The sequence below is a fragment of the Streptomyces sp. cf386 genome, from assembly GCF_900103585.1.
GTDB lineage: Bacteria > Actinomycetota > Actinomycetes > Streptomycetales > Streptomycetaceae > Streptomyces.
In genome coordinates, this window is record NZ_FNHV01000012.1 from 185,370 (window position 1) to 196,443 (window position 11,074).

The window sequence follows — 11,074 nt, forward strand, 5'->3', positions numbered from 1 at the left end:
CAAGGGTGTGGTCAGGGGCATGACAGAGAGAGGTACGACGCAGGGGGCGCCGACCTTGTGCGGGGCACCGCCCGTCAGCGGTGCCGGTACCGCTCCTCCACGGCGACGGCCGCCGCCGCGACGGCCCCCAGGACGGGGACCGCCAGCGGCGGGACGAACCAGGCGGACAGGGCCACGACGGCCAGCCCGCAGACGACCAGGAAGGTCCCGGCGGGATCGAGCACGGTCCGCCGCCCGGCGTCCGCGAGCAACGCCCGCCAGGCGGCACCCGGTGTCCAGACGGCGGCCGCCCGCAGCAGGGCCACGGCCACCCCGATCAGCGCGAAGACGCCGACGGCCCCGACGAACGGCCCACCGGGGATCCCGGCCCGCGCGGCCAGGACGTCCACCCAGACCGCACCGGCCGCCACCCACCCGGCGAGCCCGACGACCCACCCGCCGCGCACGGCCGTACGGAAGTCCGTGACGAACTCCCGCAGGCCACCGCCCTCGTGAGTCGTACGACGCCGCAGATGCCGTGCGCCGGCGGCGAAGGCGGCCGGATAGGTGACGGCCCCGAGGCAGGCGCCGGCGATCCACACACCGGTGAGCAGACACTCCGCGAAGACCGCGAACCGCTCGCCGAACATGGACTCCCTGCGCCGGGAGCGGGCCTTCACACGTGCTTCCGCCATGGTGACCGCCTCAGCCCTTCCTGCTCACTTCAGTCCGGACGTCGCCATACCGTCGATGAGGTAGCGCTGGAACGCCATGAAGAAGGCGATGACCGGCACGAGCGCCACCAGCGACATCGCGATCATGCCGCCGTAGTTGGCGATGCCCTCCTGGTCGCGGAACATCATCAGGCCGAGCGAGACGGTGTACTTGTCGGGGGTGTTGAGGTAGATCAACGGCCCCATGAAGTCGTTCCAGGCGTTGATGAAGGTGAAGATCGCGCTGGTGATGAGCGCGGGCCGGCTCAGCGGCAGCACGATCGACCAGTAGGTGCGCAGATGCCCGCAGCCGTCGAGTTTGGCGGCCTCGTCCAGCTCGCGCGGCAGTCCCCGCATGAACTGGACCATCAGGAACACGAAGAAGGCTTCCGTGGCCAGGAACTTGCCCGCGACGAGCGGCACCAGGGTGTCGGTGAGCTCAAGGTTGCGGAAGAGCACGTACTGCGGGATGAGCAGCACGTGGTACGGCAGCAGCAGCGTGCCGATCATCAGCGTGAAGAGCAGGTTCCGCCCGGCGAACCGGATCTTGGCGAAGGCGTAAGCGGTCAGCGAGCTCGACAGCACGACACCGACCACGGCGAGGATCGCGTACATCAGCGAGTTCCAGAAGAAGGTGCTGATGGAGATGCCGGAGATGCCGTCGGCGAGCCCGGAGAAGTTCGCCCAGACCGGCTCGGTGGGCAGCAGGTCGAGGCTGGCGACGATGTCCTTGCTCGGCTTGAACGAGGCGCCGGCCACCCAGATCACGGGATAGAGGACGACCGCGAGGACGGCGAGCGCGCCCACGTGCCAGGCGATGGATCCGAGGCGCCGCCGCTCGTTCGCGGTGTGCAGGGCAGGGCTGGTGGCACTGGTCACTTGGCGGCCTCCTCGTAGTGCACCCACTTCTTCTGCGACCAGAACAGGACCGCCGTGACGAGCGCCACCGCGATCACCAGCGTCCAGGCCATCGCGGAGGCGAAGCCCATCTGGGCCTCCTTGAAGCCCTTCTGGTAGAGGTAACAGGTGTAGACGAGCGTGGCGTCGGCGGGCCCGCACCGGGTGTCGGAGACGACATAGGCCGAGCCGAACACCTGGAACGCGTGGATGGACTCCAGCAGCACGTTGAAGAACAGCACCGGGGAGATCATCGGCAGCGTGATGTTCCAGAACCGCCGCAAGGGACCGGCCCCGTCCACCTCGGCCGCCTCGTACAGCTCCTGCGGGACCTGCTTGAGACCGGCCAGGAAGATGACCATGGGCGCGCCGAACTGCCAGATGCTCAGCGCGACCAGGGCGTAGATGACGTAGTCGGGGTTACCGATCCAGCCCCCGACATCGAGCCCGAAGATCTTCTGCGTCCGGTCCACGATCGCGTCGTCCGAGAACAGCGCCCGCCACACGAAGCCGACGGAGACGCTGGCGCCGATGAGCGAGGGCATGTAGAACGCGGCCCGGTACAGACCCTGTCCGCGCCGCTTCTGTGCGAGCAGCAGCGCGACTCCGAGCGCCAGCAGCAGCTTCAGCGGGGTGGCCACGACGACGTACTTCAGCGTGACCTCGACCGACTTCTGCCAGCGCGGGTCCTGGAACATCGTCGTGAAGTTGTCGAAGCCCACCCACTCGGGCGGCGTGAAGAGGTTGTAGCGGGTGAACGCGTAGTACAGCGACGCGACCATCGGCCCCGCCGTCAGTACCAGGAACCCCGCGATCCACGGCGACATGAAGAGATAGCCGGCGAGGTTCTCGCGGCGCCGCCCGCGCCGCCCGGCGGTGGGAGCGGCGGACCGCTTCCCGGCCGGGCGCGCGGGCGCTTCCTTGACGAGCGTCATGGTGGTACGTCCCCTCAGCCCGCGAACGCGGCCTTGGCCTCGCTGAACAGTGCCTTGGCGGCGTCGGCCGGCTTGGTCTTGCCCTGGGCGACCTCGCCGCCGATGCGCAGGAACGCCGCCTCGATGACGTCGGCGCCGGACGGGTGCGGGGTGATCTTCCCGAGGACGTCGGCCTCGGCGACCTCGTCCTCGTAGGCCGCGACGCCCTTGTTGTTGGCGTCGGTCGGCTTGAACGCGTCGTACTGCTCGGTGGTGGCGAGGATGCCGCGGTCGTAGCCCATGATCTTGCCGACCTCGGGGTCGTGGACCATGAAGTCGATGAACTGGGCGACTTCCTTCGGGTGCTTGGTCCCGGAGAAGGCACTCATCATCAGAGAGCCGAGGTACTGGCCGGTCTCCTTGCCGTCCGTTGTGGGGATCGGCGCGAGCCCGTAGTCCGACTCGCCCTCGCCCTCGTAACGGATGGAGAAGTTGTCCCAGGTGAACTCGGACGCGGCGAGCCCCGCCGAGAGACCGGACTCGGGCTTGACCTGCTCGATCTTCTTCGGGTCGGCGACGAGCCCGGATCTCACGCGCTTGTAGCCGTCCTCCCACCACTGCGTCAGATCGTCCTCGGTGAAGCCGAGATCGGAGTCGGTGAAGAAGGCCTTGCCGTTCTGACGGAGGTAGAGGTCGTAGAGGTACATGATGCTGAAGTAGCCGGTGTCACCGGCGATCTTCAGCTTGTCCTGGATCGTCTGGAGCGCGTCGAAGTACTCGTCCCAGGTCCAGCCGAACTTCGCCTCCACGCCCGCCTTCTTGAAGGCGTTGAGGTCGATGACGAGCGCCATGGTGTTGGCGCCGACGGGTATGCCGATCTGCTTGCCGTCGACCTGACCGTTCGCCAGAACGCCGTTGCGGAAGTTGTCCAGGCTCAGATTGCCGGCGTCGGCCTGCGCCTTGAGATCCAGCAGAACACCGCGCTTGTCGTACTTGCGCAGGAAGCCGACCGCATTCTGGAAAACGTCCGGCGGATTCCCGCCGGAGGCCTGGGTCTGGAACTTCTCCCAGAACGCCTCGTAGTCCGTGAATTCAGGCTTGATCTTGATCTTCGGGTACTTCTTCTCGAAGAGCGCGATCGTCTTCTTGATGGCGATGGTGCGCGGCTCGCCGCCCCACCACGCGTAACGGAGCGTCACCGTCCCGTCTCCGGAGCCGCTGTCGCCACCGCACGCGGCCGTCGCTCCCAGCCCGAGCGTGGCCGCGGAGGCCCCCGCCACCTTCAGGATCGTACGCCTCTCAACATTCCTGCTGGTTCCCATGGTTGGGCCCCCTCCCCGCAGCGTCATTGCCGCCTGCATGAATCGTTTCAAGTAAGCGCTTGCTGGCACAAGCTACGAGGGGCCTCGTGGTGCGTCAATGATTCGGACAGGAATTTCTTAGGGGCCTGCGCGGCAAGTTGACGGCCCGTCGGGAACGAACCGGGCATCAGATCGCCCGACTCCGCAGGTGAGACGCATGCGATCGACGGGCCGAACACGAACCCGCCATCCGCACGCGTCTGCCGATCGACCAGAACTCGCCTGCCCGGGCACGGCACCGTCGGGGCCCGAGCTCACCCCGGAAGGGCACATACGACGGCGGCCCGCCTGCACTCTCGCAGACGGGCCGCCGATCCGGGTGGGCGATACTGGGTTCGAACCAGTGACCTCTTCGGTGTGAACGAAGCGCTCTCCCACTGAGCTAATCGCCCGGACGCAGGAAGAACATTACCCCATGTCAGGGGGTGCGCGTGACCAGTCCGGACCCGGCCCGACCGGCCCCCGCACCCCCCGCGCGGATCACTGGTCCTTGATCTTCCAGGGCATGACGATGCCGAACTTCCACACGTAGATGCCGACGAGCACGCCCACGATCACGAGGCCGATCGTCGTCAGGATGATGTTGCGGCGGCGCACCTTCGGGTCGAGGGCCTTCTGGGCCGCCTCGGTGACCTTGCGCTTGGTCCAGCGCAGCACCAGCTGGGCCCAGACGAACTCGGTGGCCCAGATCGCCATGCCGCCGAAGATCACGACCCAGCCGGGCCCGGGCAGCGGCAGCATGATGATGCCCGCGACCACGACCGCCAGGCCGATGATGAAGACACCCACCTGCCAGCTCACGTGCAGCGCCCTGCGCGCCTTGATGAACTCCGGTGCTCTCGAGCCGAGCCCCTGCTCGCTGTCGCCCTTCACACCGTCCACTTCGGTCTCGTCAGTCGCCACGGCAACCTCGCCAGGCTCGTTACTCCCCGTATTCATACGGCCAAACCCTACCGGACCGAAACCAGTCACCGGAATGGTCGTACCTCGCGAACGGGTTCTCGGCCGGAAGAGTTACGTAAACACACGCAAAACACTCAGAGGGGTTTACAACGGCACCGTAGGTGGCATGTCGATTTCGCCGACGTGCGAATCCCCGAGCGCACACTGAGCGAAAGGCCCTGGCGCTTATGAACACCACGGTCAGCTGCGAGCTGCACCTGCGCCTCGTTGTGTCGAGCGAGTCCTCCCTGCCTGTCCCCGCAGGCCTGCGGTACGACACGGCCGACCCCTACGCCGTGCACGCCACCTTCCACACCGGAGCCGAGGAAACCGTCGAGTGGGTGTTCGCCCGCGACCTCCTCGCGGAGGGCCTGCACCGGCCCACCGGAACCGGCGACGTCCGGGTCTGGCCGTCGCGTAGTCATGGCCAGGGCGTCGTCTGCATCGCCCTGAGCTCTCCGGAGGGCGAGGCGCTGCTCGAGGCCCCGGCACGGGCTCTGGAGTCCTTCCTGAAGCGGACGGATGCCGCTGTGCCTCCCGGCACGGAGCATCGGCATTTCGATCTCGACCAGGAGCTCTCGCACATCCTGGCGGAAAGCTAGGGCGAGGCCCCCGCAAGCCGCCCGGCGCCGTCGACTCGGGGAGACGGCTCGGGCCAAGACAACCGCATAGGGCACGCACCAGCGCCGTCTCCGCATCGCCGGGGACGGCGCTGGTGTGCCTGTGGGGTGCCGCTCGGGCGGGGCGGCCCTTCAGGGCGGTGCCGTGGCCCACCCAGGCAGACCGTCGGCCGGGACGGGAACCGTCGGAGCTCCCGCGGCGTTGTAATCGACGTCACAGCAGGGGCAGGGCCGCTACGGTCCCGGCGGATGCCACTACCATCGGCCAGCATCGGCGGGCGCCCGCCCGACCCCCAGGCCAGGGAGCGAAACGTGCTCATCACCCATGACACCCGGTGTGCGCTCGATGCCGTGGTGGATCTGGTGAACACCGCGCCGGACGACGACGAGACACCGGACGGGCTGGCGGACGTCGCGGCTCTCGAGGATTTCGTGCGAACGCACGAATTCAGCGATGTCGGGGTCCTCTCGGAGTTCGATCTGTCGGCGGTACGCAAGGTGCGGGCGCGGTTCGCCGCGATCTTCGCGGAACCGGAGGCTCGGCGCGCTGCCGCGCTGATCAACGAGCTGGTCGCCGCCGCGGGCACCACGCCCCGCCTCACGGACCACGACGGCTACGACTGGCATGTGCACTACTTCGCCCCCGGTGCCTCCGTCGCCGACCATCTGGCGGCCGACTGCGGCATGGCGCTGGCGTTCTTCGTGGTGGCCGGGGAGCAGGAGCGGCTGCGGCGCTGTGAGGCGCCGGACTGCCGGCATGCCTTCGTGGATCTCTCCCGCAACCGTTCGCGGCGCTACTGCGACAGCCGTACCTGCGGAAACCGTCTGCATGTGGCCGCCTACCGGGCGCGCCGCAAGGAAGCGGCCGGCTGAGCGGCGATCGTCCGCGGGCGGACACGACGTCTGCGTCGACGCGGACCCCGGCGGGTGGCGCCGGGGGCCGCGGGTACGGCTCAGAGCAGCAGCAGGTCGTGCAGCGCAGCCATGAGGAGCAGACACCCGATCACCGCAAGGAAGATCATCAGCGGTGGTTGGGAAAGGGCGAAGAGGCACCCGCGAGGCTCGTCCTGAGGGGGCGCGGCCTCGCTTTGAGTCGTGTCCAGCATCTCGCGGCGATGATGGCCTAGTTGGCGCTCGCCGCGCGATCACCACGCCCGGAATGAGCGGGAGTTCGCCGGATTCCGCGATGTCCGGTTCGAGTCGTGATCGCTTAGGGACGGGCGGCGACCCACTGTGTCGTTTCAGTCCCGCAGGCAGGGGTCATATGCCGTGCTTCTTCAGGATGGCCTCGATGTCGCTGAAGTCGTCGCCAGCCTCGGCCCGGGGCGCGGTCGTGGGCCTGGTCGCCTGGCGGGTGCCCGGGCCCAGCGAGGGCGCCGAGGCCTGCGGCGCCACGGCCTCGCGCTGTGCGGCGGCGCGAGCTTCCTTGCGCTCCTTGCGGGTGCCGCCGCGGCGGCGCTCCACCGCGCGCGTGCTCGCGAACAGCAGCCAGGCCGCGCCGAGCACGCCGAAGCCCGCCCAGGCGGTGGGGCTGAACGCGGTGTCCGCCAGCCAGTCGACGACACCCGTCATCACCAGGCCGAGAGGCACCAGCGAGTACGCGGCCAGCCGGGCGGCCGCGAGGAACCGCTTGCGGTACGCCGTGACCGCCGCGATGCCCAGGCCGGCCACGGCGGCGGCGGAACAGACGGTCTCGGCAATCATCCGGTCCTCCAGGCAGGCTGGGTCGAGGTCAGGGCACTTCGTCCCTTCCATCCTGCACCGTGGCGCCCCCGCCCGGCCATGCCTGGGCCGGACATCAGGGACATCTCCGGGTCGCCTCCTCCACAGGTGCCGGTCGCAGGCGTACGACCCGAGTCGACCGTGCCCGGAGTCGGCCTTGCCCGAAGCACCAGGTCGGATTGGGGCGTCCGCTCCGGGACTGGGAGACTGGGGCCATGAGCGACTCCTCCCCCGACCGCCCCGCCGCCCCCGTCCTCGACGTCTGGTGCGAGCTGCAGTGTTCCGACTGCCGCAGCGCCCTGGACGACCTCCGTGCCCTGCGCGCCCGTTACGGCGACCGGCTGGAGCTGCGGCTGCGGCACTTCCCGCTGGAGAAGCACAAGCACGCCTTCGCCGCCGCGCAGGCCGCCGAGGAGGCGCTGGAGCAGGGGCAGGGCTGGGCGTACGTCGAGGCTGTGCTGGGCCGGGTCGAGGAGCTGGACGGTAAGGGAGAACCCTTCCTGGTCGAGGTGGCCGGGGAACTCGGCCTCGACGCCGAGGAGTTCGACACCGCGCTGGTCGACGGCCGGCACATCCTGATCGTCGACGCCGACCAGGCCGAGGGCAAGGCGATCGGCGTGACCGGCACCCCGACGTATGTGATCGGCGGTGAGCGCCTCGACGGCGGCAAGAGCCAGGAGGGGCTGCGCGAGCGCATCGAGGAGATCGCGGACCGGCTGCTGGCCGAAGGGGTCTGAGGCTCTGCGCCTCAGAGCAGTTGCTTGTGCAGGTTGTAGTGGGTGGTCCGGTAGCCGAGTGACTCGTAGAGCCGCTCGGCCGGGGCGTTGTCCGCGAAGACGTGCAGGGCGATGCTGTCCTTCCCGCCGACGACCGCCTGGGCCTCGGCGAGCAGCATGAGCACCCGGCCGTGGCCCCGGCCGCGGTGCCGGGCGTCGGCTTCGACTTCGAGGACGTACGCCGTGTCGGGCCAGAGCCCCAGCCAGAGGACACCGACCTGTGTCTCCTCGTGCTCCAGCACGCTGATCAGGGTGTTCTCGGTGGCCAGGCCGTCCGGCAGATATCTGGCGTGCCCCTGGTCGGCCCTGGCGTACGCCTCGTCGGCGGACACGCCCCGCACGATCAGGCTGCGGGCGAACTCCTCGCGCTCGTGCGCCAGCCAGGGTCCGTACTCGGCCTCGGTCATCGGCCGGGCCGTGGTGCCGGCGGGCAGCTCGGGCGGGGTCGGGGGCAGCGGCTTGGACATGTTCCGGCTGCGCAGGACGTACCCGAGCGCCGTGGCGAGCCGTAGCGCGGTCTCGGCGTCGCCGGGCACGCGCGCGTAGATGCTCTTGCAGCCCCAGCTCCGCGCGATCTCCTCCGCGGCGAGCACGGCCACCGTGCCGCGCCCGCGCCTGCGGTCCGGCTCCTCGATGTGCAGGTCCGTGACGCGGGCGACGGACGGGCCGTCGGGGCCCGTGCTGAGGCGGATCCCGCCCACGGGGCGGCTGTTCACGCACACCTGGTAGCGGCGTGACTGCGTCCCGTCGGCGTTGCGCTGAAGCGGCTCGATCGGCCGCAGGGTCGTGGTCATCAGGGGAGTTCTACCCACCGTGCGGCCCCGCGGCAGCCCATTTTCCGCGCCTTACGGATCCAGGTCGTCCCCGGACCGCTCGGCGAAGATCCGCATGGCCTTCGCGGTCACCGGGCCCGGCGCGCCCGGCAGTTCGCGGTCGTCGACGCGCTGCACTGCCTGGACGTCCCGCAGGGTGGAGGTGAGGAAGACCTCCTCGGCCCGCTCCAGCACGTCCAGCGGCAGGTCGGTCTCCTTGGCGCCGGTCCACTCGATCGTCAACGCGCGCGTGATGCCCGCGAGGCAGCCCGAGGCGAGCGGCGGGGTGTGGATCTCGCCGTCCAGGACGACGAAGACGTTCGACCCGGTGCCCTCGCAGAGCTGCCCGACGGTGTTGCCGAACAGGGCCTCGGTGGCGCCGTGTTGGTGGGCGCGGGCGAGGGCGACGACGTTCTCGGCGTACGAGGTCGTCTTCAGGCCGGTGACCGCGCCGCGTTCGTTGCGGGTCCACGGCACGGTGATCACGGCCGTGGAGTCGGCGTGCCGGATGGTGGCCCCGAGGGCGACGACGAGCGTCGGGCCGTGCTCACCGCGGTCGGAGCCGAGGGGGCCGTGGCCGCCGGTGTAGGTGATGCGCAGCCGGCCGAGCGGCATCGGGTTGGCCGCCAGGACGGCGACGCAGGCGCGGCGGACCTCGTCGTGATCGGGCTCGGGCAGGCCGAGACCGCGCGCCGAGCGCGTCAGCCTGTCGAGGTGCCGGGTCAGCGCGAACGGACGGCCGTCCACCGCCTTCACCGTCTCGAAGATGCCGTCGCCCACGGTCAGCCCGTGGTCGAAAACGGAGACGCGGGCGGACTCGATGTCCTGCAACCCGCCGTCGAGCCAAAGCTTCACTGGTCTCCTCGCAAGTCCGCTCCACTCACTGCGTACGCCCCCGACGCTACCGCGAGCAGCCGGGCCGCCTTCAGCTCGGTCTCCCGCCACTCCCCCTCGGGATCCGACCCCCACGTGATCCCCGCACCGGTGCCGAAGCGCAGCATCCCCTCGGCCCGGTCGATCCAGAAGGTACGTATCCCGACGGCCAGCTCGCCGACACCCCGGTCGGCGTCGACCCAGCCGATGCCCCCGCAGTACGGCCCGCGGGGCGCCGTCTCCAGCGCGTCGATGATCCGCAGGGCACTCGACTTGGGCGCGCCGGTGACCGAGCCGGGCGGGAAGGCGGCGTCGAGCAGCTCAGGCCAGCCGGCGCCCTCGCGCAGCTCACCGCGGACGGTGGACACGAGATGGACAAGGCCCGGGTGCTTCTCGACGGCGCACAGGTCGGGGACGGTCACGGTCCCGGTGGCGCACACGCGGCCGATGTCGTTGCGCACCAGATCCACGATCATCACGTTCTCGGCGTAGTCCTTCTCCAAGAGGTCCGCCTCGGTGCGCCCGGTGCCCTTGATCGGCCCGGACTCGACGACACGCCCGTCGCGCCGCAGGAAGAGCTCGGGCGACGCGGTGGCTATCTCGACCCCGTGCTCCGGCAGCCGGATCGTTCCTGCGTACGGTGCCGGATTGCCACGGGCCAACAGGGCAGTGAGGGAGTCCACATCGGCACCCGGCCCGATCGGCGCGCTCAGCACCCGGCACAGATTCGCCTGATAGACCTCGCCGGCCGCGATGAACTCGCGGATGCGCCGTACGCCCGCCGTGTACGTGGCGCGATCGAGCGAGGACGTCCAGTCACCGTCTCCCGGACCACACCACTCCCCCGGCACCGGCGCGGGCACGGCCTCCTCGCGTACGTCGCGGAAGCGGGCGCAGGTCAGACCGCCCTCGAAGTCGGCGCAGACGGCCCAGAATCCACTGGAGTCCAGGGCCGCGGGGTCGCTGGTGACATCGAGGAGACCGGTGGCGACGCAGGCGCCGAAGCGGGCGAGAGGAGGGAGGTCGAGCACGCAGTCGAGTCTATGGCGGGTGTCCGGCGGGTGACCTGGCCATGTCCCCCGTGGGAGAGCATCATCGCGTCCCTGAGCAGGTGCAGCGCAGCACGCTGCACAAACGCGTTTTTGTGCTGGCCCCGGAATCCGCTAGAGTTCAACACGTCGCCGGGCCGCGGGAGCGGAACGAAACGACAAGCGGACGTAGCTCAGTTGGTAGAGCGCAACCTTGCCAAGGTTGAGGTCGCGAGTTCGAGCCTCGTCGTCCGCTCGAAGGAACAGGGGATCTTCCCGAACCCCTACACTCCTGGTGGAGTGGCCGAGAGGCGAGGCAACGGCCTGCAAAGCCGTCTACACGGGTTCAAATCCCGTCTCCACCTCCAAGGACGATTAGCTCAGCGGGAGAGCGCTTCCCTGACACGGAAGAGGTCACTGGTTCAATCCCAGTATCG

The 11,074-nt window shown here is 69.5% G+C and carries 13 protein-coding genes and 3 tRNA genes; 5 read left to right on the forward strand and 11 right to left on the reverse strand.

Translation table 11 applies throughout. The features are described from left to right. Positions 1–74 precede the first annotated feature (74 nt). From BLU79_RS29325 to BLU79_RS29350, 6 genes are all read right to left on the reverse strand, one after another. A complete protein-coding gene (locus BLU79_RS29325) occupies positions 75–674 on the reverse strand; it encodes a hypothetical protein (RefSeq protein ID WP_093908948.1) in 600 nt (199 codons plus the stop codon). A gap of 24 nt (positions 675–698) precedes the next feature. After that, a complete protein-coding gene (locus BLU79_RS29330; protein WP_093908949.1) occupies positions 699–1,571 on the reverse strand; it encodes a carbohydrate ABC transporter permease in 873 nt (290 codons plus the stop codon). Next, positions 1,568–2,524, reverse strand: a complete 957-nt coding sequence (locus BLU79_RS29335) for a carbohydrate ABC transporter permease (protein WP_093908950.1) — start codon at positions 2,522–2,524, stop codon at positions 1,568–1,570. Before BLU79_RS29335 ends, BLU79_RS29330 begins: the two co-directional genes overlap by 4 nt. A gap of 14 nt (positions 2,525–2,538) precedes the next feature. Further along, complete coding sequence (locus tag BLU79_RS29340) at positions 2,539–3,825, reverse strand: ABC transporter substrate-binding protein (RefSeq protein WP_093908951.1); 1,287 nt, start codon at positions 3,823–3,825, stop codon at positions 2,539–2,541. Positions 3,826–4,184: 359 nt separating this feature from the next. Beyond that, a tRNA-Val gene (locus tag BLU79_RS29345) sits at positions 4,185–4,256 on the reverse strand. Between the two features lie 88 nt (positions 4,257–4,344). Further along, positions 4,345–4,803, reverse strand: a complete 459-nt coding sequence (locus BLU79_RS29350; protein WP_093908952.1) for a TIGR02611 family protein — start codon at positions 4,801–4,803, stop codon at positions 4,345–4,347. Positions 4,804–4,994: 191 nt separating this feature from the next. Between BLU79_RS29350 and BLU79_RS29355 the strand changes: the two genes are divergently transcribed. Both BLU79_RS29355 and BLU79_RS29360 read left to right on the forward strand, forming a co-directional pair. Continuing rightward, positions 4,995–5,408, forward strand: coding sequence for an SsgA family sporulation/cell division regulator (locus BLU79_RS29355; protein ID WP_004002642.1), 414 nt, complete (start codon positions 4,995–4,997; stop codon positions 5,406–5,408). A 330-nt stretch (positions 5,409–5,738) separates the two neighbouring features. Next, a complete protein-coding gene (locus tag BLU79_RS29360) occupies positions 5,739–6,299 on the forward strand; it encodes a CGNR zinc finger domain-containing protein (protein WP_093908953.1) in 561 nt (186 codons plus the stop codon). A gap of 80 nt (positions 6,300–6,379) precedes the next feature. On the opposite strand, the gene BLU79_RS48385 is transcribed toward BLU79_RS29360, so the two are convergent. Then, entirely contained in the window at positions 6,380–6,532 is a 153-nt protein-coding gene (locus BLU79_RS48385; RefSeq protein WP_004002639.1) for a hypothetical protein, read from the reverse strand. A gap of 154 nt (positions 6,533–6,686) precedes the next feature. Then, positions 6,687–7,130: a hypothetical protein gene (locus BLU79_RS29365; RefSeq protein ID WP_093908954.1), complete on the reverse strand. Its 444-nt coding sequence runs from the start codon at positions 7,128–7,130 to the stop codon at positions 6,687–6,689. A 233-nt stretch (positions 7,131–7,363) separates the two neighbouring features. Here BLU79_RS29365 and BLU79_RS29370 point away from each other — a divergent pair, with 233 nt between their 5' ends. Beyond that, the gene (locus BLU79_RS29370) at positions 7,364–7,885 is read left to right on the forward strand and encodes a DsbA family protein (RefSeq protein ID WP_177001224.1); all 522 of its coding nucleotides are present in this window, start codon (positions 7,364–7,366) and stop codon (positions 7,883–7,885) included. Positions 7,886–7,896: 11 nt separating this feature from the next. Here the strand turns inward: BLU79_RS29370 and BLU79_RS29375 are convergent, their stop codons facing one another. From BLU79_RS29375 to BLU79_RS29385, 3 genes are read right to left on the reverse strand one after another with little or no spacing between them, the layout of a single operon-like run. Beyond that, positions 7,897–8,718, reverse strand: coding sequence for a GNAT family N-acetyltransferase (locus BLU79_RS29375; protein ID WP_093908956.1), 822 nt, complete (start codon positions 8,716–8,718; stop codon positions 7,897–7,899). Between the two features lie 51 nt (positions 8,719–8,769). Beyond that, a complete protein-coding gene (locus BLU79_RS29380; protein WP_093908957.1) occupies positions 8,770–9,591 on the reverse strand; it encodes an aminotransferase class IV in 822 nt (273 codons plus the stop codon). After that, the gene (locus BLU79_RS29385; RefSeq protein WP_093908958.1) at positions 9,588–10,640 is read right to left on the reverse strand and encodes a chorismate-binding protein; all 1,053 of its coding nucleotides are present in this window, start codon (positions 10,638–10,640) and stop codon (positions 9,588–9,590) included. Before BLU79_RS29385 ends, BLU79_RS29380 begins: the two co-directional genes overlap by 4 nt. A gap of 180 nt (positions 10,641–10,820) precedes the next feature. On the opposite strand from BLU79_RS29385, the gene BLU79_RS29390 reads away from it, so the two are divergent. After that, positions 10,821–10,893: transfer RNA gene (locus tag BLU79_RS29390), tRNA-Gly, on the forward strand. 38 nt (positions 10,894–10,931) lie between these two features. Next, positions 10,932–11,005 (forward strand) — tRNA-Cys (locus BLU79_RS29395). Positions 11,006–11,074: the final 69 nt, after the last annotated feature.